Below are 22,012 nucleotides of genomic sequence, written 5' to 3'. Positions count from 1 at the left end.
TCAGGCTCGCTCGGGCTCGCGGGGGAGGCTAAGGCCCTGAGCGGGCACGGCTCGCCCCCGGCAGGCCTCGGCAGGCGCGGGCCCAGGAAGGACGACCCCAGGCCGCGTCGAGCACCGGCGGCTCGCTCCGGGCAGGACCCCGCGCGGCCCACGCAAGCACCGGGCAGGCTCCTGCACCGACCGCGCGGGCCCAGGCGGCGGGCAGGCATCAACGGGCCCCGTCGGGTCCAGGCCCCGCCGAGCAGGCGCAAGCCCTGACCGACGCCGGTCCTGACCGGCGCGATCCAGGACCCAGACCGACCGCCCCGGAAGAAACCACCACCCCGGGAGCCGGGAAGGCGCGGCACCGGCAGGTGTAGCGGTCCGGATGCCCCGCCAGCCCGCCCGGATGCCCTACAAGCCCGTCCGCATGTCCCGCGAGCCGAGCGGTCAGGCCTCCGCGGACTGGCGTACGTGGGCGTTCACCCAGTCGACGATCGACGCGGTCGTCGCGCCGGGGGTGAAGATCTCCGCCACGCCCTGCTCCTTCAGCGGAGCGATGTCCGCCTCGGGGATGATGCCACCGCCGAACACCTTGATGTCCTCCGCCTCGCGTTCCTTCAGGAGCGCGATGACCTTGGCGAAGAGCGTGTTGTGCGCACCGGAGAGGATCGAGAGACCGATCGCGTCGGCGTCCTCCTGGATCGCCGTGTCCACGATCTGTTCCGGGGTCTGGTGGAGGCCCGTGTAGATGACCTCCATCCCCGCGTCCCGCAGCGCCCGCGCGATCACCTTCGCCCCGCGGTCGTGGCCGTCGAGGCCCGGCTTGGCCACCACCACACGGATCGGACCGGTCACACCCATCACTGCCTCCACATGCGTCTCCCGTGCCGGAAGGGCCGGGGATGTGAACGAACGTTATCCACAGCATCCCGTACCGCGTCGTTTCGCGGTGGACCGGGAGGGGGAAATCACACATGGGACATGTTCGCCGAGCGGCGCTCCCTGCGTCAGGCGGCCCACCGGCCGTGCAGGGACCGCCGCAAGGGGAGCCGCAGCGAGGTCGTCGTACCACCGTGCCGCCAGCCGCACGGCACGGTGGTACGGCCCCCGGCCGGCAGGGCCGTCGTCACCTCCACCGCGGCACCCCGTGAGGGCGTACGGGGCAGGGAGCCGCCTCCCCCGCATGCCAGTGCAGGAGGTCCGGCCATGAAGGCCCTGTCCTTCCTACCCCTACTGCTGCGCGGCCCGTGGCCGCGCCCCTGCCGCCTGCCATCCGCGCTGGTGAGAGCCACCGCCCTGGAGCTGGCGATCCTCGCGGGGCATGTGCTCATCTACCCCTCGGGCATCACGCCCGAGCGCAGGGCCCGCACCGCTCCGCCCGGCCGGGGCACCGCCCCCGAGCCGCAGGTCACTCCCACCGACACCGACAGGGCGGCGGCAACCGGGCCCGCCGTCACCGATGAGACGAGGGGCAGCGCCTCACCGCTCGGCCCTCCGCCCGCCGACGACCGCCCTCCCGTGGTCCTCCTGCACGGTTTCATCGACAACCGTTCCGTCTTCGTCCTGCTCCGCCGTTCCCTGTCCCGGCACGGCTGGCATCACCTGGAGTCGCTCAACTACTCGCCGCTGACCTGCGACATCCGCACGGCGGCGGAACTGCTCGGCCGGCATGTCGAGGAGATCTGCGCCCGCACCGGGCACCGCGAGGTCGACATCGTCGGGCACAGCCTCGGCGGCCTGATCGCGCGGTACTACGTGCAGCGGCTCGGCGGCGACCGGCGGGTGCGCACGCTCGTCACCCTCGGCACGCCGCACTGCGGCACGGCCGTCGCCCCCGTCGCGGGCGCGCACCCCATCGTCCGCCAGATGCGCGGCGGCTCGGACCTGATCGAGGAGCTGCGCCACCCGGCCCCCGGCTGCCGGACCCGGTTCATCAGCTTCTGGAGCGAGTTGGACCGGATGATGGTCCCGGTCGAGGCGGCGTGCGTCGACCACCCCGACCTGGACGCGGTCAACGTGCGCGTCACCGGTATCGGCCATCTCGCGCTCCCCGTGCACCCCGCGGTCGCCGCCGCGATCCGGCAGGCACTCGAATCGGACGATTCGGTCGACCTCAGTACTCCAGGGGCCACTTCCGTGGCCTGAGCCGACCCGAAGAAATAGAACTAATTTCGAACATAGGGCCAAGCCTGCTTCCACAGTCCGCCGAAAGGCGGCCGATTGCCCGTTTCCTACGGTGCCGGGACCCGTCGAAGATTGTCGTCGTCACGTACTGCCGGGTACAGTCGCGGCCACTGCTCACCCTGGGATTCCCCACCGGACCCAGAACAGGTTCTGCTGCCGAGGCGAGAGAGAAGTTGGTGAACGACCAGCACCCCCACGCCGGGTACGCCGGATTCGACAGCCGGTCCACCGGAGGTTTCGACACCGACCCGCTCTTCGGGTCCCTGCCGGACCATCAGGACGGCAGTCACGAGACGGCGTACGGCAGCGGTTACACCGCCGCGTACGACGGTTCCTACGGCGGCTACGACACCGCTCACGCGGCCGAGCCCCAGGGCCAGTACGACACCGGCCAGTACGACACCGCGCAGTACGGCAACCAGTGGGACACCGGAGCGCACCAGCAGACCTCGTACGACGGCTACGGCGCGCAGCCCCAGCAAGCCCAGCAGACGCACGACACCACCGCCACCTGGATGCCCGAGGCGGGGATCCCCGCGCAGGCGGCACACACCGGAACCGGAGCCCCGGGCGCGACGGGCCAGTGGGACACCACCGGCTGGGGCCACACGGGCCAGGCCGACCAGTGGGCCACGGGCGACACCGGCGCCTTCCCCACCACCACCTTCAGCAGCACGTCCTACGCCACGGGCACGTACACGGCCCCGGTCTTCGAGACCTCCGGCTACGAGACGGCCGACACGGGCGCCTATGACGCCACCGCCTGGAACACCGGCGCCACGCCCGAGACCACGGCGTACGCACCCGAACACATGTCGTATCCCGCATACGAACACCAGGCCGCTCCCTACGAGTCGTACGAGACGGCCGAGTTCGTAGCCCAGGAACACATGGACGGGGCCGACGCCGGGACCACCGTCGCGGAGGCGGAGTCCGACGCGCAGGCGGAAGCCGCCGCGTACGACGCGGCCGATCCGTACGCCCCGTACAACCCGGACCTCGGGCACGGCCCGGCCGACGTGCACGACGCGGTCACCGAGATCGCGCACGTCATCGACGTGACCGCGCCCCACACCCCCTCCGGGGCCCACCCCGTGGGCCGTTCCGCCCAGCGCGGCGGCAGCCGCGGCCGGCGTCGCACTCCGGCGAAGCGCTCCGCGCTCCTCACCGTCGCCGTTCCCTCCGCCTGCGTGATGAGCGTCGCGGGCATCGCGGCGGCTTCCGTGAGCGGCGTCGGCGCCGCCGAGCAGAAGAAGGACGACACCACGTCCATGGCGGCCGCGGACACGGTCAAGCCGGCCGTGGCGAACAACGAGCTGGACACCCAGCTCGCCGCCCTCAGCGCCGATGCCGAGAACTTCGCCGACCGTGCCAGCCGCACCCAGGAGCGCATCGACCTGAAGGAACGTCAGGCCGTCGAGAAGAAGAAGCGCGAGGAGGAGGCCGCACGCCGCGAGGCGGCACGCCCCAAGTTCGCCCTGCCGGTCAACCAGCACGGTCTCAGCGCCTACTACGGCCAGGCGGGCGTGAACTGGATGTCCGCCCACACCGGCATCGACTTCCCCGTGGGTCTCGGCACCCCGGTGATGGCGGCGACCGACGGCACCGTCCGCACGCAGCTGAACAGCGCCTACGGGAACATGGTGATCGTCACCGCGGCCGACGGCACCGAGACCTGGTACTGCCACCTCAGCGCCGCGAAGATCCGTTCCGGCACGGTCAAGGCCGGTGACGTCATCGCGTACTCGGGGGACTCGGGCAACTCCACCGGCCCGCACCTGCACTTCGAGGTACGGCCCGGCGGCGGCGCGTCGATCGACCCGCTGGCGTGGCTCCGCAGCCACGGCCTCAACCCGAACTGAGCCCTGAGATCGATCGAGGGCCCGGGCGCGAACCCGGGCCCTCGAGTCGCGCCCTGAACGATCCGGGGCCTTGAACGATCCGCAGCCCTGGACGATCCGAGCTTCGAACGATCCGCAGGCGTACCCGTACCCGCGCCCGGTCGACGAGAAAGCCCGGGCCCCATCCGGACCCGGGCGACAGGCCCTACAGCTTCTCGACCGGCGCGTACCGCAGCAGCAGCTTCTTCGGGCGTTCGTCGCCGAAGTCGACCGTGGCCTTCGCCTGGTCGCCGAAGCCCTCGACGGCCGTCACCGTTCCCAGGCCGAACTGGTCGTGCGTGACCCGGTCCCCCGCCACCAGGGTGACCACCGGCTTGTCCGCCGTCCGCCGGGTCGCGAAGCCCGAGGGCCCCGACCTGGCGCGCGACGAGGACAGCGACGAGGTGATCCCCGACGTCGGTCCCGCCGGAGCCGCCATCGGGCCCTTGCGCTTCCACTCCAGGTGCTGGTCCGGGATCTCCTCCAGGAACCGCGACGGCGGGTTGTACGAGGGCTGTCCCCAGGCGCTGCGCATGGAGGCCCGGGTCAGGTACAGCCGCTCGCGGGCACGGGTGATGCCCACGTAGGCGAGCCGACGCTCCTCCTCCAGCTCCTTCACCTGACCCAGCGCGCGCATGTGCGGGAAGACGCCGTCCTCCATGCCGGTCAGGAACACCACCGGGAATTCGAGGCCCTTGGCGGTGTGCAGCGTCATCAGGGTGACGACACCGGAACCGTCCTCGTCCTCGTCGGGAATCTGGTCGGCGTCGGCGACGAGCGCGACCTTCTCCAGGAACTCGGCGAGCGTGCCCGTGCCCTCCTCCTCAGCACGCTCCTGCTCGAACTCGAGGGCGACGGCCGCGAGCTCCTGAAGGTTCTCGACGCGGGTCTCGTCCTGCGGGTCGGTGGACGCCTGGAGTTCGGCGAGATAACCGGTCCGCTCCATGACGGCCTCCAGCACGACCGCCGGGCCGGCGCCGGACTCCACGATCGTGCGGAGCTCCTCCATCAGCGTGTTGAACCGCTTCACGGCGTTCGACGAACGGGCCGCCATGCCGTACGCCTCGTCGACGCGGCGCAGCGCCTGCGGGAAGGAGATCTTCTCGCGCAGCGACAGGGCGTCGATCATCGCCTCGGCCCGGTCGCCGATGCCCCGCTTCGGCACGTTGAGGATGCGGCGCAGCGGGACGGTGTCCTCGGGGTTGGAGAGGACCCGGAGGTAGGCCAGGACGTCCCTGACCTCCTTGCGCTCGTAGAAGCGCACTCCGCCGACGACCTTGTAGGGCAGCCCGACGCGGATGAAGATCTCTTCGAAGACGCGGGACTGGGCGTTCGTGCGGTAGAAGACGGCGACATCGCCCGCCTTCGCGTCCCCGGCGTCCGTCAGCCGGTCGATCTCGTCGGCGACGAACTGCGCCTCGTCGTGCTCGGTGTCGGCGACGTAGCCGGTGATCCGGGTGCCGGCGCCGGCGTTCGTCCAGAGGTTCTTGGGACGGCGGCTCTCGTTGCGCTCGATGACGGCGTTGGCCGCGGACAGGATCGTCTGCGTGGAGCGGTAGTTCTGCTCCAGCATGATCGTCTTCGCGTCCGGGTAGTCCTCCTCGAACTGGAGGATGTTGCGGATGGTCGCGCCGCGGAAGGCGTAGATCGACTGGTCCGCGTCACCGACGACGCACAGCTCGCCGGGGGCGTCGGCCTCTCCCGCCGGGCCCACCAGCTCGCGTACGAGGGTGTACTGCGCGTGGTTGGTGTCCTGGTACTCGTCGACCATGACGTGCCGGAAGCGGCGGCGGTAGTGCTCGGCGACGTCGGGGAACGCCTGGAGCAGGTGGACCGTCGTCATGATGATGTCGTCGAAGTCCAGGGCGTTGGCCTCGCGGAGCCGTGCCTGGTAGAGCGCGTAGGCCTGCGCCAGCGTCTTCTCGAAACCGTCGCTCGCCTGACCGGCGAAGGTCTCCTCGTCGATCAGCTCGTTCTTCAGGTTCGAGACCTTCGCCGTGAACGACTTCGGCGGGTAGCGCTTCGGGTCGAGGTCCAGATCACGGCAGACCAGCGCCATCAGCCGCTTGGAGTCGGCGGCGTCGTAGATCGAGAACGACGAGGTGAAGCCGAGGAGCTTGGACTCGCGGCGCAGGATCCGCACGCACGCGCTGTGGAAGGTCATGACCCACATGGCGTTGGCGCGCGGCCCGACGAGCTGCTCGACGCGCTCCTTCATCTCACCGGCGGCCTTGTTGGTGAAGGTGATCGCCAGGATCTGCCCCGGGTGCACCCCGCGCTCGGCCAGCAGGTGGGCGATCCGGTGGGTCAGCACGCGGGTCTTGCCCGAGCCCGCCCCGGCGACGATGAGCAGCGGAGAGCCCGCGTGCACGACGGCGGCGCGCTGCTCGGTGTTCAGCCCGTCGAGCAGCGCGGCGGAGTCGACGACCGGGCGCGGGGCGCCGTCGCGGTAGTACGCGTCACGCGGCGGCGGGGGCGTGTCGAAGACGTCCTCGAACAGCCCCTCCGGCACCGCCTCGGGCGCGTGGCCCTCGGGGGGCGGCGGGGGGCCTTCGTCCGCTTGCTGGAGGCCGGTCAGGAAACTGTCGTCAAAGAGGCTGCTCATCGCTGGTCGAGTCTAGGCCGCCGCACCGACAACCCGGGGCCGCATTCCGAACGAGGACCGAAATCCGTACGCGTACGGAGACGGGCCGCGCACCGTGCGTAGGAATCCGGGGTCCGTCGCCGCCCGGCGGGCAGCCGGTCCGGAAAGGTCACGGAAATGTATCGGGCATATCGAACATCAACCTTCACAGGGACACCACGGGTTGGCTAGCGTGCTCGGCGGGTGACCCGTCACCGCTTCGAGGCGACCCACGCCACGCGGGCACCCCCGCCGAATCCGTGCCGCCCTCGCGGGAGCCGGAACCGGGGACCCACACGCAGCACCGGGGTGAATCGGTCCGTTCCCCAGGACCGTAGGGCAGCCTTCCGTTCCGCCCGAACCCGACAGCTAACCCGGTAGGCGGTCCACGGAAGGAGATGCCTGCCTTGGCATCGCATCGCAAGCCGCGCCCGCGGGTACGCACCACCACCCCGGCCGTCGGCCTCACGACGGCGGCGCTGGCCTCCGTCACCCTGCTCTCGACGCAGAGCGCGACGGCCGCCCCGGCGGAGCCCAGGCCCAGCATCGAGGAAGTGCGGAAGAAGGTCGACGACCTGTACCGCCAGGCGGGCACGGCGACGCAGGAGTACAACAAGGCGAAGACCGCGTCCACGCAGCAGCGCTCCAAGGTCGACGCGCTGCTGGAGGCCGCGGCCGAGCGGGCCGACAGGCTCAACGAGACGCGCCGGGAGCTGGGCCACTACGCGGCTGCGCAGTACCGAGGCGGTGCGATCGCCCCGACGGCGACGTTCTTCCTCGCGGACGACCCGCAGGCGTACTTCGACCAGGACCAGCTGATGGCGCGGATGACCAGCCGGCAGCAGAAGGCGGTCGCCGACTTCCGTACGCAGCAGAGCGAGGCCGCGGCGAAGCGGGTCGAGGCGACGAAGAGCCTGGAGACGCTCACCGAGTCGCAGGCCACTCTGCGCACCAGCAAGCAGCAGGTGCGGAACAAGCTGACCGAGGCCCGCTCGCTGCTGTCGGAGCTGACCGCCGAGGAGAAGGCGCGCCTCGCGGAGCTGGAGCGCGAGAAGGAGGCGGAGGCCGAGCGCAAGGCGAAGGAGCTCGCCCGCCGGCAGGCCGCCGCGAAGGCGGAGGCCGACCGGGCGGCCGAGGAGGCGGCCTCGAAGGAGGAGGAGGCGGGCTCCGGCACCGGAACGGGCGGCGACACGGGCTCCGGCACGGGCTCCGAGACGGGCTCGGACAGCGGCTACGCGGCCAAGGCCGACAAGGTCCTCGCCTTCGCCCGGGCCCAGATCGGCAAGCCGTACGTCTGGGGGGCGACGGGCCCGGCCTCGTACGACTGCTCGGGCCTCACCCAGGCCGCCTGGAAGGCCGCGGGCGTCACCCTGCCCCGGACGACCTGGGACCAGGTGGAGGCCGGCACCCGGGTGGCCACGGCGGATCTGCAGCCCGGTGACCTGGTCTTCTTCTACGACGACATCAGCCACGTCGGCGTCTACAAGGGCGACGGCATGATGATCCACGCGCCGAAGCCCGGTGCGAACGTCCGCGAGGAGTCGATCTACTCCATGCCGATCTACGGCAGCGTGCGCCCGGCGTGACACGCGGGCGCGCGAAGGGCGGGCATACGAGTCGTACGCCCGCCCCGCCCGCGACACAGCCGCACCGCCCACGACAGCGGCCGGCTCAGGCCCGGAGGCCGGCTCAGGCCCGGAGGCCGGCTCAGGCCCGGAGGCCGGCTCAGGCCCGGAGGCCGGCTCAGGTCCAGAGCGTGGCGATGAAGATGTTGGCGACCGTCAGCCCGCCGACCGCGGCGAAGGCGCCCTTGCCGACCCTCTCCTCGTCCCGCTTCACGTACACGAGCGCCAGGATCACGATCAGGACCAGCAGCTTGACGCCGATCTTGACGTTGTTCACCGCCTGGTCGTCGGCCTGGTTGAGCCCGACGAGGGCGATGCCCGTCACCAGCATGGTCAGCGCTCCGTGCAGCATGGCCGGCACGAAGCGGGCGGTGCCCGCCCCCATGGCCTTCATCTGGGTCAGGAAGCCGCCCAGCAGGGAGGCGATACCGATGATGTGCAGGGCCACGAAGACATTGATGAGTACGTCCATGGCCGCAGCCTAGCCGCGGGCATATCACCACTCTTCGGCCAGGTAGGACTTCCTTACGAATTCGTTCACACCTGGTGCGAATTGCCGGACTGCGGTTGATTTTTCCAGTCATTCGACGAGACCGAAACGTCACATCGCGCCAATAACTGTCATTACGACTCTTCCCCGTGCCTCGGGTTTAGCGTCCCTCCCAGGTGACCGATTCCTCACCGCCGACCCGTACCGGGGCGGCACCCCGGTCACCCCGCCAGGAGATCCGGCGGCGGGCCACTCCCCCTTTTCCAGGTGGCCCGCCGCCGCACTCCCGGCGGGCCCGCAGGTATCCCCCGGCGGGCAGTCGAACGGAAGGACCCACGCCCCCGTGGCCGCCCATCGCAAAGCCGCTCACCGCAAGCCCAAGCAGCGCCTGTTCACCGGGCCTGCTGCCCGCACCGCGGCCACCCTCGCCTTCGCCGGGGCGGCGACCGCCACCGCCCTGGAAGGCGCCGCCCAGGCCGAGCCCCAGCTCTCCCCGGCCCAGGTCAAGGCCAAGGTCGACCGGCTGTACCACGACGCCGAGGTCGCCACCGAGAAGTACAACGGCGCGAAGGAGAAGGCGACCGCCTCCGCGAAGTCCCTCGACGCGCTGCGCGACGAGGCCGCGCGCCGGACCGACCGCCTCAACGCCGCGCGCAACGCCCTCGGTTCGTTCGCCGCGGCGCAGTACCGCAGCGGCGGCATCGACCCCGCCGTCCGGCTGGCGCTCTCCTCCGACCCCGACGAGTACCTGGAGCGGGCCTCCTACCTGGACCGGGCCGGTGACCGGCAGGCCGGCGCGATCAACGGCGTACGCCGGCAGATCGGCGAGGTCGCACAGCTGCGCGCCCGGGCCGAGGACGAGCTAGCCGTCCTCAAATCCCGCCAGGCCGAACTGAGGAAGCACAAGGAGGCGGTCCGCACGAAGCTGGCCGACGCCCAACGGCTCCTGGCCACCCTGACCGAGGCCCAGCGTGCCGACTACGAGCGCTCCGCCGACGCGGGGCACGGCGGCCCGGCCGTGCGCGCCGACCGCGGCACCCCCCGCGGCCCCGTCGCCGCCCCCGACGCCCGCTCGGCGCAGGCGATCGCCTTCGCCTACGGGGCGCTCGGCAAGCCGTACGTCTGGGGCGCCACCGGCCCCTCCTCCTTCGACTGTTCCGGCCTCACCCAGGCCGCCTGGCGTTCCGCGGGCGTCTCGCTGCCGAGGACGACCTACACGCAGATCAACGCGGGCCGACGCGTCGCGCGCTCCGAACTGGCACCCGGGGACCTGGTGTTCTTCTACCCAGGAATCACCCACGTCGGGCTCTACATCGGCGGTGGCCAGATGATCCACGCCCCGCGACCGGGCGCACCGGTCCGTATCGCGCCGATCAGCGAAATGCCTTTCGCGGGGGCGACCCGGGTGGCATAGGCTCCGCGCCGACCGGCCGGACCGACCGGGATCCGCGAGAGAGAGGGCCCCACCGTGCCCGTGGACACCGATGTCCAGAGCTATGCCCGTGCGCTCACCCTCCGCTCCCCCGACCACTACCGGGTGGGCCCGTTCACCGTGCGTCACAACCCGGGCTGGGAGCTGAAGTTCGCCAACTACGCGATTCCGGACCGGGGTGCGGAACCGACCGCACAGGACGTCGCCGACCTCGTCGCGGCGTTCCGCGAGCGGGACCGGCTGCCCCGGCTGGAGTACCTGCCCGCCTGGGCGCCCGCGGTCGAACCGGCGTTGCTGACCGCCGGTTTCACCGTGGAGAACCGTGCCCCGGTGCTCGCCTGCGCCCCGGACGACCTGCTCACGCCGAAGCAGGTGGACGGGCTCCAGGTCGCCGAGCCCGTCACCGACGCGGAGTTCACCGCGGCGGCGGCCGTGCAGCACACGGGATTCGGCGGGGAGGGCGGCCCCGACGGCGGCGAGATCGCCTGGCTGCGCGGGGCCGTGACCGGCGGGGGCGTCGCGGCGCTCGCCGTGCTCGGCTCCGAGCCCGCCGGGGCGGGCGGCTGCTCGGTCCCGGTCGACGGAATATGCGAGCTGGCCGGTCTGGCGGTCGCCGAGGCCTTCCGCCGCCGGGGCGTCGGCGCCGCGCTGTCCGCCTGGCTGACGACGACGGCGTTCGGACGCGGCTGCCACACCGTGTGGCTGGAGCCGGGCAGCCCGGAGGTCGAGCGGATCTACGCGGGCATCGGCTACCGCAGGGTCGGCGAGAAGCTCAACATCTCGCTGGAGGGTCCTGAGGACGGCCCGGAACCCACCCCGGACCGCCTCTGAGACCGCCCGCAGCCGCCCGGCTCTCAGACCAGGCGCCGCGCCGTCGCCCACCGGGTCAGCTCGTGCCGGTTGGACAGCTGGAGCTTGCGGAGCACCGCCGAGACGTGCGACTCGACGGTCTTCACCGAGATGAACAGCTGCTTGGCGATCTCCTTGTACGCGTACCCGCGCGCGATCAGCCGCAGCACCTCGCGCTCGCGCTGCGTCAGCCGGTCCAGGTCCTCGTCGACCGGCGGCGCGTCCGTCGAGGCGAAGGCGTCCAGGACGAAGCCGGCCAGCCGCGGTGAGAACACCGCGTCGCCTTCCTGGACGCGGAATACGGAGTCGACCAGGTCGGTGCCGGTGATGGTCTTGGTGACATAGCCGCGGGCGCCGCCGCGGATGACCCCGATGACGTCCTCCGCGGCGTCCGAGACGGACAGCGCGAGGAAGCGGACCGGGTTCTCCACCTGGCCCATCATCGGGGCGCAGCGTCGCAGCACCTCGACGCCGCCGCCGCCCGGGAGGTGGACGTCGAGGAGGACGACCTCGGGCCGGGTCGCCGTGATCACGGTGACCGCCTGGTCGACGTCGGCGGCCTCGCCGACGACCTCGACCCCGGTCTCCTCGGTGCGGCCGATCTCGGCCTGGACGCCGGTGCGGAACATCCGGTGGTCGTCGACGAGCACGACCCGTACCCGTCGCTCCGGGCCCCCGGTCGCTGCGGTGTTCTCGGTCATTGGCTCGCCCTCTCCATCTCCAGCTCGACTTCCGTGCCCCCGCCGGGCACCGAACGCAGTCGCGCCGTACCGCCGTTGCGCTGCATCCGGCCGATGATTGATTCTCGTACGCCCATCCTGTCGCCAGGGACGGAATCCAGGTCGAATCCCGGCCCCCGGTCCCGTACCGAGACGAAGACCGTGCGGCCCTCGACCTCCGCGAAGACCTGGACGGCGCCGCCCTCGCCACCGTACTTGGCGGCGTTGACCATCGCTTCGCGTGCGGCCTGCATCTGGGCGGCCAGCCTCTCGTCGAGCGGGCAGTCGCCGACGACGACGACCTCCAGGGGCACCCCGTGCTTGTCCTCGACCTCGGCGGCGGCCCGCTTGACGGCCTCGGCGAGGGTCGTGGGCTCGTCGTCCTCGTCCTTGCCGGTGCCCTCCGGGTTGTACAGCCAGTTGCGCAGCTCGCGTTCCTGGGCGCGGGCGAGTCTGCGGACCTCGCCGCCGTCGTCCGCGCTGCGCTGGATCAGGGTGAGGGTGTGCAGGACGGAGTCGTGCACGTGGGCGGCGACCTCGGCCCGCTCCTGGGCCCGGATGCGCATCAGCCGTTCCTCGGAGAGGTCCTGGGTCATGCGCACGAGGTAGGGGCCGGCGAGCAGCGCGATGCCGGTGAGCACGGCGATCGCGGCGGTCAGTACGTTGCCGAGCTGGGCCGCCGAGCCGCGGACCACCATGAAGACGGCCAGGCCGAGGCCGACGAGGGCGACACCGGCCAGTCCGCGGGCCAGTTGCAGCACCCGGCGGCGGCGGCCGACCTCGATCCAGCGGGCCCGGCGCGCGTTGTCGGCCTGGCGCCACACCAGGACGGAGCCCGCCCCGATCAGCAGCGTCGGCCAGATGTAGCGGTCGGCCTCGCTGCCCATGTCGACGTTGCCGACGAAGACCACGGCGCCGACGAGCAGCGCGACCAGGGCGAAGACCTGGCCCTTGTCGGGCTTGCGGAGCCTGCGGCGGCCGTCCGGCGCGGTCTCGAAGACGGACCGGGTGGTCTCCACGCCGCCCACGCCGAGCGGGACGACGATCCAGAACACGGCGTAGAGCAGGGCACCGAGGCCGTCCGCGAAGAACAGTCCGAGGAAGACGAAGCGGACCCAGGCGACGGGCAGTCCCAGATGACCCGCGAGGCCGCGTGCGACACCGCCGAGCATCCGTCCGTCGGCGCTGCGGTACAGCTTGCGCACCGGCGGCTCCTCCACGTCCGGTACGTGGGGGCCCGGGGCTCGGGTCGTGGCGGCTGGCATGGTCCGATCGTCACATGTCCCGGCGGGCCGTGGCATCAGGGTCGGCCCCGGAATCGACCCTGAGAAGTCGCCGGATCCCGGTGCGCCGTGCCGGGACGGCGATCTCGGGGCCCCGGGCGGTCCCTCAGGGGGCGCCCGGGAGCAATATCAGGGATCGGCCAGGGTCGTCGCGGGTCCCACGTGGCCGTACGGACCGTCACCATGGGGAGATGACCGTTCCCCAGGACGCCGCACCCGGCGTCGCGCCGGCCCCCGAGCCGAAACCGCAGCTGCGGCGCAGCCCGCGGCAGAAGATGGTGGCCGGAGTGTGCGGGGGGCTCGGCCGGTACTGCGACGTGGACCCGGTGATCTTCCGGATCGTGCTGGGCGTCCTCTCGGTGACCGGTGGCATCGGCCTGATCTTCTACGGCTTCGCCTGGCTGCTGCTCCCGCTGGAGGGCGAGGAGGAGAACGAGGCGCGCCGGCTGCTGTCGGGCCGGGTCGAGGGCGCGTCGCTGGTCGCGCTGCTGCTCGCGCTGGTGGGCTGCGGGCTGCTCCTGTCGATGCTGCACAACGGCGGGATGCTGGCCTTCGCCGCGATGCTGTCGCTGGCCGTCATCGGTTTCTCCGTGTGGACGCAGCACCGCAGGACGGCCCCCGAGGACCCGCCGGGCGCGGCGGCGCAGACACCGGGGAGTACCCAGGCGGGCCACGGGGCGCCGCCCGAGGTGAAGGCGCCGCCGACGCCGGGCAGCCCGTCCTGGTGGCGGGATCCGATCGTCAAGGACGGCACGACGGGCCCGGTGGGTCCGGGCTATCTGTGGGGCCCCGTGGACGCGGCTCACGACGCGACGGCGCGGGACGGGCGCAGGGCGACTTGGGACGCCCCGTACCGGGCGCCCTACCGTGCGCCGGGGACCCGGGGGCCGCGCTCGATCGGCGGGGCGGTCTTCCTGCTGGCGCTGGTCGCGGGCGGTCTGGGCACGGGGCTGAGCTGGGACGGGCAGCCGCTGGGGACGAGCCTGCAGATCGGGCTCGCCGCCGCGCTCGCCGTGTTCGGCCTCGGCCTGCTGGTGTCCGCCGTCCTCGGCCGGACGGGATTCGGCACGATCCTGCTGGCGGTGATCACGGCGGGTCTGCTGGCGGGGGCCTCGGCCGTGCCGAAGGACATCGGCACCGACTGGGTGCGCGAGGAGTGGCGTCCGGCGTCGGTGGCGGCGGTACAGCCGTGGTACGAGCTGGGGACCGGGGCCGCGGAGCTCGACCTGTCCGGGGTCGTCGTCCCGGAGGGCGACACGCTGCGCACCGGGCTGGGGCTCGGGGTGGGGCGCGCCCACGTCGTCGTACCGCGCGGGGTGACCGTCGAGCTGTACACGGAGGTGGGGCTCGGTGACGTCCGGTTGCCCTCCACGAAGCGCGAGGACGTGGACGTCGCCGCGGACCGGCGGACACGGGAGACGCTCCGCCCGGTGAAGGGGAGCAAGCCGGCCGGCACGGTCGAGCTGCGGATGGAAATCGGCATCGGACAGGTGGAGGTCACCCGTGCTGCGTCATGAGATCCGGCCCGGCCGCGCGGTGGCGGGCCTCGCCATGCTCGCCCTGGCCGGCGGTTACGCGGCGGACGCCGCGGGCGCCTGGAGCGTCCCGTGGACGTTCACCGCCCCGGTGTTCCTCGGCGGGCTCGGGCTGTCGGCCGCGGTGACGTGGCTGAGCTACCTGCTGCGCCGTCGCCGCGACGCGAGGAAGGCGTCGGCGGAGAACTCGGCGGCACCCGCGAGCAGCAGCGGCAGCCAGGCCATGAGGTAGATCAGGTCGTTGCCGTAGTAGTACGGCTCGGTCTGCCAGCTCACGGTCAGCCAGAGGCTCAGCGAGATCAGTACGCCGCCGAGGGCCGCGAGCCGCGCCCACAGCCCGAGGAGGGTCCCCAGGCCGACGGCGAGTTCACCGAAGGCGATGGCGTAGCCGAAGCCCTCGGGGCTCTTCAGCGCGAGGTCGACGAGGCCCGGGATCGCCGAGGTGTCGCGTACGGCGTTCATCATCTCGCCTATGGAACCGGTCCCGCTCGCCGACATGAACGCGCTGTCGGTCAGCTTGTCGAGCCCCGCGTAGACGAAGGTGACGCCGAGGAAGATCCGCAGGGGCAGCAGCGCGTACTGCCTCGCCCGGTCCCGGAGACTTCTCGGCTCGTCCAGTCCGTAGGAACCGCCGCCGTACCCATGCATCACTGCCCCGCCTTCCGTTGGCCCCTCGACAGACCATACGTACGCCGGACGGGCGCGGCTCACCAGGTGTGCGGGCAGGTGGATTCAGTCGGTGACGTCGATCTGGCAGGGGTTGGTCTCCACACCCGCCGCCGTGACGACCTGTACGTCCACGATGCCCGGTTCGACCTCGACCGGGACGGGCACGGTCAGCACCGTGTCGGCCGGGTTGGCGAAGCCCCCGGCGACCGGGATCAGCGGCACGTGGACGTGCACCCGGCCGATCCTGACGACCACCCGCGCCAGCCGGTCCGGGCTGCCCGCGCCGGGGGGTACGAAGCCCGCACCGCGGATCTCGATGTCGTCGCCGGTGCGGATCGGGGCGTCCAGGTCCCCGGCCTCACGGGCCCGTACGACCGACAGGATGACCGGACGGCCGCCCTCCGCGTACTTCCCGGAGAAGTAGGTCGCCGCGGACACGGCCACCAGGAGGGCGAGGCCCCACGGCAGGTCGGGCAGCTGCTCGGGGCGGCGCGCGAGACGGACGGCGGCGAACAGCACGGCGACGGCGCTGACCAGCACGTACTGCACATCCGTGAAGCTGCCGCGCCCGGAGTCGTCGGTGAGCAGGTCGGCGGCCCTCGGCCGGTCGGCGCGCAGCTTCTGCAGGCGCTGCCCCAGGACGCGTACGGTCACCACCCGGCGTACGAGTACGGCGACGGCGCACACCAGCGCGAGCACGGTCAGCACGCCCGCCGAGCGGACCAGGTCCAGGCCCTCGATCAGCTCGTCGCGGTCGGCGTGGTCGGAGGCGCCGGCCAGCTGGAGGGCGAGGACCAGGACGGCGAACACGGCGAGCAGCACCCAGGCGGCGGCGACGGTGCGGGAGGTGGAGAGCCTGTTGTCCTCGCCGATCAGCGGGGCGAGGAGGCCGCCGCGGGCCCGGTGGACCCTGGCCGCGCCGGTCAGCAGGCCCGCGGTGACGAGGCCGGCGATCAGGCCCGCGGTGCGGGCGGTGGACCAGCCTGCGCCGATGGCGGTGGCGGACTCGCCGATGACCAGGAGGGCGACCGCGCCCCAGACGACGACGAGGGTGCGCCGCCAGACCACGTGGAGCCAGGCGTCACCGGCCTCGCGGCTGCGTTCGGCGACCGCGCGGGCCGACTCCGTCAGCTCGTCCGACACCCACTGCCGGGACGCGGAGGCGGACTGGGCGACCCCGGCGGGCAGGCCCTTGCCGGCCGCCAGTTCGTCCCGTTTGGTGAGGAAGGCCGCCACCGCGCGCCGATGTCCTTCGCGTGCTCCGTGCGGGCAGTCGCCGCACGTACAGCCACCGCCGTGCGTACTGCTCGCCCTCGCCTCGTCCAACGCCACGGAGAACGCCGCCCTTTCCCGCCCCGGTAAAACCAACTCACTTGCGATTTCTGCGAATTGTGCCGTACGGAGCGGGACCGTCCCGCACTGGGGCGGGCTGCGCGTACATGTCGTCCACATGTACGAATGTCAGGAGCTGAGTACGAGGTACGCGAGGCCCAGCGTTCCTCGGTACCCGCCGTAGTAACCGGTGCGGCGGGCGTCGACGGCCGCGGTCACCTCGGCGTGCAGCGGATGCCCGGGGTGGGCCAGGGCCCAGCGTTCGCCCCGTCCGATGTTGGCGGCGGATTCGAAGAGGTCCCACTCCCGCTGATCGGCCACGGTGACCTGGAGCACCCGCAGGCCGGCGGCCTCCGCCTGCCGGACCAGGCCGAGGAGCGGGCCGAAGTCGCCCGGCTCCGCGCCGAGCCCCTCCAGCGCGGCCTTCGAGGGCTCCCGCTCCCAGAACCCGTCCCCGAACAGCACCCGTCCGCCGGGCCGGACGGCTGCCCGCAGCGCCTTGAGTGCCTCGGTGGTGCCGCCGGGCCAGGCGTGCGAGGAGCCGATGGAGACGGCCAGGTCGTAGCCGTCGCCCGGATACTCCGCGGCCGGTGCCCCGTGGAACCGCACCCGGTCGGTGAGCCCTCTCGCCGCGGCCAGCAGTCGCCCGCGCGCGACGGCGTCCGGGTCCGTCTCGATGCCGTCCCCGGTGGATCCGGGCGCCGCCTCCACCAGGCGCATCAGCAGTTCGCCCCAGCCACTGCCGAAGTCGGCGATCCGGGCACCGGGGGCGGGGGCGCAGGCGGCGATCAGACAAGCGGCGTGCTCCTCGGAGAGCGGGGTGTTCCACGTGAGGTGGCTGTTCCCCGGGGCGGACATGAGCGCGCGGACTTCATCGGCGGACATAGGCGCGGATCCTGCCACGGCGGCACGGGACCGGGCCAGCGCTTTCCGTCCGGGAGGACCGGGCAGGCGGCGGGGCCCGGAAAGCGGCGACGCCGCCGCCCGGGAGGGCGGCGGCGTCGGCACGGGTCCGTCCGGACGATCCGGTGGGATCGTCGTGGGACTACTCCCACTCGATGGTGCCCGGCGGCTTGCTCGTCACGTCGAGGACGACGCGGTTGACGTCGGCGACCTCGTTGGTGATGCGGGTGGAGATCTTGGCCAGCGTCTCGTACGGCAGGCGCGACCAGTCGGCCGTCATCGCGTCCTCGGAGGAGACCGGGCGCAGCACGATCGGGTGGCCGTAGGTGCGGCCGTCGCCCTGGACGCCGACGCTGCGGACGTCCGCGAGGAGGACCACCGGGCACTGCCAGATGTCGCGGTCCAGGCCGGCCGCGGTCAGCTCCTCACGGGCGATGGCGTCGGCCTCGCGCAGCAGGTCGAGCCGCTCCTTGGTGACGTCGCCGACGATGCGGATCCCGAGGCCGGGGCCCGGGAACGGCTGGCGCTGGACGATCTCCTCCGGCAGGCCGAGCTCCTGGCCGACCATCCGGACCTCGTCCTTGAACAGCTGGCGCAGCGGCTCGACGAGCTGGAACTCGATGTCGTCGGGCAGGCCGCCCACGTTGTGGTGCGACTTGATGTTGGCGGTGCCTGTGCCGCCGCCGGACTCCACGACGTCCGGGTAGAGGGTGCCCTGGACGAGGAAGGCGACCTCGGGGCCGTCCTCCTGGAGGATCTCCAGCTGGGCCTGCTCGAAGACACGGATGAACTCGCGGCCGATGATCTTCCGCTTCTGCTCCGGGTCGGACACCCCGGCCAGGGCGTCCAGGAAGCGCTTCTCGGCGTCGACGACCTTCAGCTTCGCGCCGGTCGCGGCCACGAAGTCCTTCTCGACCTGCTCGGTCTCGCCCTTGCGCATCAGACCGTGGTCGACGTACACACAGGTGAGCTGGGAGCCGATGGCCTTCTGCACGAGGGCCGCGGCGACCGCGGAGTCCACACCGCCGGAGAGGCCGCAGATGGCACGCTTGTCGCCGACCTGCTCGCGGATCAGCGCGATCTGCTCCTCGACGACGTTGGTCGTCGTCCAGGTCGGCTCGATGCCCGCGCCCCGGTAGAGGAAGTGCTCCAGGACCTGCTGGCCGTAGGTCGAGTGCATGACCTCCGGGTGGTACTGGACGCCGTACAGCTTCTTCTCGTCGTTCTCGAAGGCGGCGACCGGTACGACGTCCGTGGACGCGGTGACGGTGAAGCCCTCGGGGGCGGCGGAGCAGGCGTCGCCGTGCGACATCCACACCGGCTGCTCGGTGGGCGTGCCCTCGAAGAGGGTGGAGCCGGCCTTGGAGACGGCGAGCGATGTACGCCCGTACTCGCGGGCGCCGTTGTCGTCGACCGTGCCGCCGAGCGTGGTGGCCATCAGCTGGAAGCCGTAGCACATGCCGAAGACGGGGACCCCGGCCTCGAACAGCGAACGGTCCAGGCTGGGCGCGCCCTCCGCGTACACCGAGGACGGCCCGCCGGACAGGATGATCGCCCGGGGGTTCCTGGCCAGCATCTCGGCCACCGGCATCGTGGACGGGACGATCTCGCTGTAGACCCGGGCCTCACGGACGCGGCGGGCGATGAGCTGGGCGTACTGGGCGCCGAAGTCGACAACCAGGACCACGTCGGTGGTGGTGTCGGGGGCGGCGGGGGGTGCTGCTGGCACGGGGCGGCCTTCCGGCGGTGGAGAGGGGGTCGGTCCTCCAATTCTACCGGCCGTGGGACCGCGCCCTGCCGGACTCCCGTCTCACCATCCGGGCCCGGCGTGGACCCGGCCCCGGGGGCGGGTCCATACTTGCCCCCATGCGTCAGCACACGATCTTCGTCTTTACCTATGGCACCCGGCCCGCCGGCTGCCATGGTCGTGCTGCTTGAGCAACTGACAAGCAACTTCTCCAGGCGCCCCGGGCCGACAGGTCCGGGGCGTTCTGGCGTTCCGGGCCTGTCGCTCCGGGGGGCCGCACCCCACCAGGAGTCACGGATGAACAGCACCGCTCCCACGAAGACCGCCGCCGAGCGGACCGGCGCGCACACCGACGAGGCCGCCTCCCTGATCGGCGGCGCCCGGACACGTATCGACGCGCTCGACGACCGGATCATCGGTCTCGTCCAGGAACGGATGGCCGTCTCCGCGGTCATCCAGGAGGCGAGGATCACGTCCGGCGGCCGTCGGGTGAACCTCTCCCGCGAGATGGACGTCCTCAGCCACTACAGCGACGCCCTGGGCAAGCCGGGCACGGCACTCGCCATGACGCTGCTGGAGCTGTGCCGCGGCCGGGTGTGACGGGCGCCGGGAGCTACGGGCACGGGACGACGGGCGCGGGCGCGGGCGTCGGGAAGGCTGTACGGCCGCACCCGCGTTCGGGCCCGGTCTCACCCGTACGGCGCGTGACCGGGCCCCGGGCGGCTTCGTTGGTCCGTGTGCCCGTGCCAGCCAGGGACGGCAGCGGTGGGAGACCACGTGGCTCCGTCGGGACGTGTGACGTACCGCTGGTACGTCGTGGGACCGCGTTCCGGCGCGTGTGACCGGTCGGCAGGGGACAGCAGCCCGGTCACCCATGTGCGACCGGCCCCGGGGACGCCCGGGACCGGCCGCCCTCGGACGGGCGCGGCGCGGGTGCGGGCCTCAGCCCCGCTCGGCGCGGCGCCGGGTCGTCACGTACAGCACGCCGCCCGCCGCCAGGGCCACGGCCGCCGCTCCGCCGGCCTGCAGCGCGACCGAGCCGGTGGAGGCGAGAGGGCCGTCGGTGCCCCCCGCCGCGGAGCCGGTTCCTCCGGTGGATCCCGAGGTGGAGGACGTACCCGCGGTGCCGGACGTCCCGGACGTGGAGCCCGAGGTGTCACCGCCGGTGGAGCCGCCCGTGCCGGTGGTGCCGTCCGAGGTGCCGCCGGTGTCCTCGGACGGGTCCTCGGCGTTCAGCACCAGCTGTGCGGTGTTGTTGGCCGGCGCGGGGTCGAAGGGCAGTTCGGGGTCGGCGAGCCAGGTGTTCCTGACGGTGACGGCGCCCGTGGCGTCCGGGACCACTTCGTTGATCTTCAGGTCGAACGGGTACCCGGTCTCCGCTCCGTCGCGCACCGTCATGGACGTGTCGCAGACGTAGCGGGGGGCGCCGAGCTGCTTCTCGCGGTATGTGCCTGTGGCCGTCACGCCCTGGCAGGAGTCGGGCTTCCCGGTGACCTCCGCACCCTCGGGGACGGTGAAGTCGACCGTGGCGACGGACTCGCCCGAGCGGATGTAGCCGATCCAGGCCGGCCCGTCGTTGCGGAACCCGACCTCGGCGGTGACGGTCTCCCCGGCGGAGCCCTTCTCCTTGCCTCCGGTCGCCACGAAGTCGGCGGTGTTCTCCGTACGGAAGTCCGCTTCCTGCTGGTTGTCCCAGGGGTCGAGGTCCACGCTGCGGGCGGAGGCCGTGACCTTCTTCAGGGCGAGCTCCGGACCGGTGCCCCGGGTGAAGGCCGCTCCGGCACGCCGGGCGGTGCGCCGGGACGCGCTGTCCTCTTCGATGCGGTAGACGAACGTGTCGTGGTACGCCCGCTCGGTCGTCCCGACCGACAGCGGCACCGCGAGCGTGTAGGTGGCGCCCGGCTCGTACGAGCCCTCGACCGAGCACAGCGCGGTGGACCAGGCGAAACCCTCCTGGAGCCCCTCCCCGTCGGTGTACTCGCAGTTGGCGTACCGCTCGGGGATCTCCAGGCCGCGGGTGTACATCAGGGTCAGCAGGACCCCGTCGGCGGCCGTCGTGCCCTTGTTGGTGAAGGTGATCGGGGCCGGCTGTACGTCACCCGGCTCGGTCGCCCGGTCGAACGGGAGCCGCTTCATGACCAGGTCGGGACCGCCGATGGTCACCTCGGTGGAGAGCGGGGTGAAGGTCACGCCGTCCGCGGAGCCGGTCACCGCGATGGTGCCGGTCGCGCCCTCCTCGCTGCCCTCGGCCGCCGCGACGTCGAAGTCGGCGATGGAGCTGAGGCCGGCGTGTACACCGTGGTCACGGCAGACGGCCGTGTCCCCGGTGATCTCGCAGTCCCCGCCGGTGTCCTCGGCGACGGTGACGTCGGCGATGCCGGCGACGCCGCTGAGGTCGAGGGTGTAGGTCACCTCGCCCTCGTACCCGTCCTCGCCCTGGGCCGGGTTGCTGACGGTGAGCCCCAGCGAGGACTTCCGCGGGGCGCCGCTCTCCGGGTAGGGGTGCACGGCCGTCACGGCGGGGCCGCCGAGCGTGAAGACCGGGTCGGCGGCCCGCGCCGGAGCGCCGACGGCGAGCGAACCGGCGGCGAGCAGCCCGGCGGCGGCGAGAGCGCCGGCGGAACGGCGCAGCGCGGCTTTCGGGGAAAGGCGTGTCATCGCGAACCTCTGGGGGTCGACAGAAGCTGTGTTACCGCTGTGACGCAGTACGAGTTCGACCTCGCGAAGACACGAAGAGTTGCACGGGACAGGATCACGGA

At 72.2% G+C, this 22,012-nt stretch carries 19 protein-coding genes and 1 riboswitch; of the genes, 8 read left to right on the top strand and 11 right to left on the bottom strand.

Going from position 1 to position 22,012, the window contains the following annotated elements:
• Positions 1-429: 429 nt before the first annotated feature.
• Both ACFWVP_RS07175 and ACFWVP_RS07170 read right to left on the bottom strand, forming a co-directional pair.
• Positions 430-843: a cobalamin B12-binding domain-containing protein gene (locus tag ACFWVP_RS07175; protein WP_384494277.1), complete on the bottom strand. Its 414-nt coding sequence runs from the start codon at positions 841-843 to the stop codon at positions 430-432.
• Positions 844-989: 146 nt separating this feature from the next.
• On the bottom strand, positions 990-1,190 hold the full coding sequence (locus ACFWVP_RS07170; protein WP_384494275.1) for a hypothetical protein: 201 nt from the start codon (positions 1,188-1,190) through the stop codon (positions 990-992).
• On the opposite strand from ACFWVP_RS07170, the gene ACFWVP_RS07165 reads away from it, so the two are divergent.
• Positions 1,189-2,127, top strand: coding sequence for an esterase/lipase family protein (locus ACFWVP_RS07165; protein ID WP_384494273.1), 939 nt, complete (start codon positions 1,189-1,191; stop codon positions 2,125-2,127). The genes ACFWVP_RS07170 and ACFWVP_RS07165 overlap by 2 nt on opposite strands.
• A 215-nt stretch (positions 2,128-2,342) precedes the next feature.
• Positions 2,343-4,028: a peptidoglycan DD-metalloendopeptidase family protein gene (locus tag ACFWVP_RS07160; protein ID WP_384494271.1), complete on the top strand. Its 1,686-nt coding sequence runs from the start codon at positions 2,343-2,345 to the stop codon at positions 4,026-4,028.
• Between the two features lie 184 nt (positions 4,029-4,212).
• On the opposite strand, the gene pcrA is transcribed toward ACFWVP_RS07160, so the two are convergent.
• A complete protein-coding gene (gene pcrA, locus ACFWVP_RS07155) occupies positions 4,213-6,651 on the bottom strand; it encodes a DNA helicase PcrA (protein ID WP_384494269.1) in 2,439 nt (812 codons plus the stop codon).
• Positions 6,652-6,909: 258 nt separating this feature from the next.
• Positions 6,910-7,069: riboswitch (cyclic di-AMP (ydaO/yuaA leader) on the top strand.
• Here pcrA and ACFWVP_RS07150 point away from each other — a divergent pair.
• A complete protein-coding gene (locus tag ACFWVP_RS07150) occupies positions 7,068-8,255 on the top strand; it encodes an NlpC/P60 family protein (protein ID WP_384494267.1) in 1,188 nt (395 codons plus the stop codon). It overlaps the preceding riboswitch by 2 nt.
• Before the next feature lie 157 nt (positions 8,256-8,412).
• On the opposite strand, the gene ACFWVP_RS07145 is transcribed toward ACFWVP_RS07150, so the two are convergent.
• Complete coding sequence (locus tag ACFWVP_RS07145) at positions 8,413-8,766, bottom strand: hypothetical protein (protein ID WP_384494266.1); 354 nt, start codon at positions 8,764-8,766, stop codon at positions 8,413-8,415.
• Positions 8,767-9,127: 361 nt separating this feature from the next.
• On the opposite strand from ACFWVP_RS07145, the gene ACFWVP_RS07140 reads away from it, so the two are divergent.
• Together ACFWVP_RS07140 and ACFWVP_RS07135 are read left to right on the top strand one after the other, a co-directional pair.
• Positions 9,128-10,198: an NlpC/P60 family protein gene (locus ACFWVP_RS07140; RefSeq protein ID WP_384494264.1), complete on the top strand. Its 1,071-nt coding sequence runs from the start codon at positions 9,128-9,130 to the stop codon at positions 10,196-10,198.
• Positions 10,199-10,258: 60 nt separating this feature from the next.
• The gene (locus ACFWVP_RS07135; RefSeq protein ID WP_384494262.1) at positions 10,259-11,047 is read left to right on the top strand and encodes a GNAT family N-acetyltransferase; all 789 of its coding nucleotides are present in this window, start codon (positions 10,259-10,261) and stop codon (positions 11,045-11,047) included.
• A gap of 23 nt (positions 11,048-11,070) precedes the next feature.
• Here ACFWVP_RS07135 and ACFWVP_RS07130 read toward each other — a convergent pair whose 3' ends face one another.
• Both ACFWVP_RS07130 and ACFWVP_RS07125 read right to left on the bottom strand, forming a co-directional pair.
• Entirely contained in the window at positions 11,071-11,766 is a 696-nt protein-coding gene (locus ACFWVP_RS07130) for a LuxR C-terminal-related transcriptional regulator (RefSeq protein WP_384494260.1), read from the bottom strand.
• Positions 11,763-13,049: a PspC domain-containing protein gene (locus ACFWVP_RS07125; RefSeq protein ID WP_384494259.1), complete on the bottom strand. Its 1,287-nt coding sequence runs from the start codon at positions 13,047-13,049 to the stop codon at positions 11,763-11,765. Before ACFWVP_RS07125 ends, ACFWVP_RS07130 begins: the two co-directional genes overlap by 4 nt.
• Before the next feature lie 209 nt (positions 13,050-13,258).
• On the opposite strand from ACFWVP_RS07125, the gene ACFWVP_RS07120 reads away from it, so the two are divergent.
• Both ACFWVP_RS07120 and ACFWVP_RS07115 read left to right on the top strand, forming a co-directional pair.
• Positions 13,259-14,584 (top strand): PspC domain-containing protein, encoded by a 1,326-nt coding sequence (locus ACFWVP_RS07120; protein ID WP_384494257.1) that lies wholly within the window; start codon positions 13,259-13,261, stop codon positions 14,582-14,584.
• Positions 14,571-14,834, top strand: a complete 264-nt coding sequence (locus ACFWVP_RS07115) for a hypothetical protein (RefSeq protein ID WP_384494255.1) — start codon at positions 14,571-14,573, stop codon at positions 14,832-14,834. Before ACFWVP_RS07120 ends, ACFWVP_RS07115 begins: the two co-directional genes overlap by 14 nt.
• On the opposite strand, the gene ACFWVP_RS07110 is transcribed toward ACFWVP_RS07115, so the two are convergent.
• The 4 genes from ACFWVP_RS07110 to guaA all read right to left on the bottom strand — a co-directional run bounded on the left by ACFWVP_RS07110 (position 14,741) and on the right by guaA (position 19,235).
• On the bottom strand, positions 14,741-15,250 hold the full coding sequence (locus tag ACFWVP_RS07110; RefSeq protein WP_384494254.1) for a DoxX family protein: 510 nt from the start codon (positions 15,248-15,250) through the stop codon (positions 14,741-14,743). The two genes, ACFWVP_RS07115 and ACFWVP_RS07110, sit on opposite strands and share 94 nt — an antisense overlap.
• An 84-nt stretch (positions 15,251-15,334) precedes the next feature.
• Positions 15,335-16,603: a hypothetical protein gene (locus tag ACFWVP_RS07105; RefSeq protein ID WP_384494252.1), complete on the bottom strand. Its 1,269-nt coding sequence runs from the start codon at positions 16,601-16,603 to the stop codon at positions 15,335-15,337.
• Positions 16,604-16,732: 129 nt separating this feature from the next.
• Entirely contained in the window at positions 16,733-17,488 is a 756-nt protein-coding gene (locus ACFWVP_RS07100) for an SAM-dependent methyltransferase (protein WP_384494250.1), read from the bottom strand.
• A 160-nt stretch (positions 17,489-17,648) separates the two neighbouring features.
• Positions 17,649-19,235, bottom strand: coding sequence for a glutamine-hydrolyzing GMP synthase (gene guaA, locus ACFWVP_RS07095; RefSeq protein ID WP_329231947.1), 1,587 nt, complete (start codon positions 19,233-19,235; stop codon positions 17,649-17,651).
• Between the two features lie 315 nt (positions 19,236-19,550).
• Here guaA and ACFWVP_RS07090 point away from each other — a divergent pair, with 315 nt between their 5' ends.
• Positions 19,551-19,853 carry a chorismate mutase gene (locus ACFWVP_RS07090; protein ID WP_205018398.1) on the top strand — a complete coding sequence of 101 codons (303 nt, stop codon included), beginning with the start codon at positions 19,551-19,553 and terminating at the stop codon, positions 19,851-19,853.
• 342 nt (positions 19,854-20,195) lie between these two features.
• On the opposite strand, the gene ACFWVP_RS07085 is transcribed toward ACFWVP_RS07090, so the two are convergent.
• Entirely contained in the window at positions 20,196-21,911 is a 1,716-nt protein-coding gene (locus ACFWVP_RS07085; RefSeq protein ID WP_384494248.1) for a peptidase, read from the bottom strand.
• Positions 21,912-22,012 lie beyond the last annotated feature (101 nt).

It is taken from the genome of Streptomyces sp. NPDC058637, from assembly GCF_042717325.1.
In the GTDB taxonomy this organism is placed as follows: domain Bacteria; phylum Actinomycetota; class Actinomycetes; order Streptomycetales; family Streptomycetaceae; genus Streptomyces.
The sequence above is the reverse complement of the archived record's forward strand: the minus strand, read 5'-3'. Positions and strand labels throughout refer to the sequence as shown.

Coding starts and splice junctions, on each gene's coding strand:
- pcrA (WP_384494269.1), bottom strand. CDS start 6,651: ATGAGCAGCCTCTTTGACGACAGTTTCCTGACCGGCCTCCAGCAAGCG.
- ACFWVP_RS07130 (WP_384494260.1), bottom strand. CDS start 11,766: ATGACCGAGAACACCGCAGCGACCGGGGGCCCGGAGCGACGGGTACGG.
- ACFWVP_RS07170 (WP_384494275.1), bottom strand. CDS start 1,190: ATGGCCGGACCTCCTGCACTGGCATGCGGGGGAGGCGGCTCCCTGCCC.
- ACFWVP_RS07165 (WP_384494273.1), top strand. CDS start 1,189: ATGAAGGCCCTGTCCTTCCTACCCCTACTGCTGCGCGGCCCGTGGCCG.
- ACFWVP_RS07150 (WP_384494267.1), top strand. CDS start 7,068: ATGCCTGCCTTGGCATCGCATCGCAAGCCGCGCCCGCGGGTACGCACC.
- ACFWVP_RS07120 (WP_384494257.1), top strand. CDS start 13,259: ATGACCGTTCCCCAGGACGCCGCACCCGGCGTCGCGCCGGCCCCCGAG.
- ACFWVP_RS07090 (WP_205018398.1), top strand. CDS start 19,551: ATGAACAGCACCGCTCCCACGAAGACCGCCGCCGAGCGGACCGGCGCG.
- ACFWVP_RS07175 (WP_384494277.1), bottom strand. CDS start 843: ATGGGTGTGACCGGTCCGATCCGTGTGGTGGTGGCCAAGCCGGGCCTC.
- ACFWVP_RS07100 (WP_384494250.1), bottom strand. CDS start 17,488: ATGTCCGCCGATGAAGTCCGCGCGCTCATGTCCGCCCCGGGGAACAGC.
- ACFWVP_RS07110 (WP_384494254.1), bottom strand. CDS start 15,250: ATGCATGGGTACGGCGGCGGTTCCTACGGACTGGACGAGCCGAGAAGT.
- ACFWVP_RS07125 (WP_384494259.1), bottom strand. CDS start 13,049: ATGCCAGCCGCCACGACCCGAGCCCCGGGCCCCCACGTACCGGACGTG.
- ACFWVP_RS07085 (WP_384494248.1), bottom strand. CDS start 21,911: ATGACACGCCTTTCCCCGAAAGCCGCGCTGCGCCGTTCCGCCGGCGCT.
- ACFWVP_RS07145 (WP_384494266.1), bottom strand. CDS start 8,766: ATGGACGTACTCATCAATGTCTTCGTGGCCCTGCACATCATCGGTATC.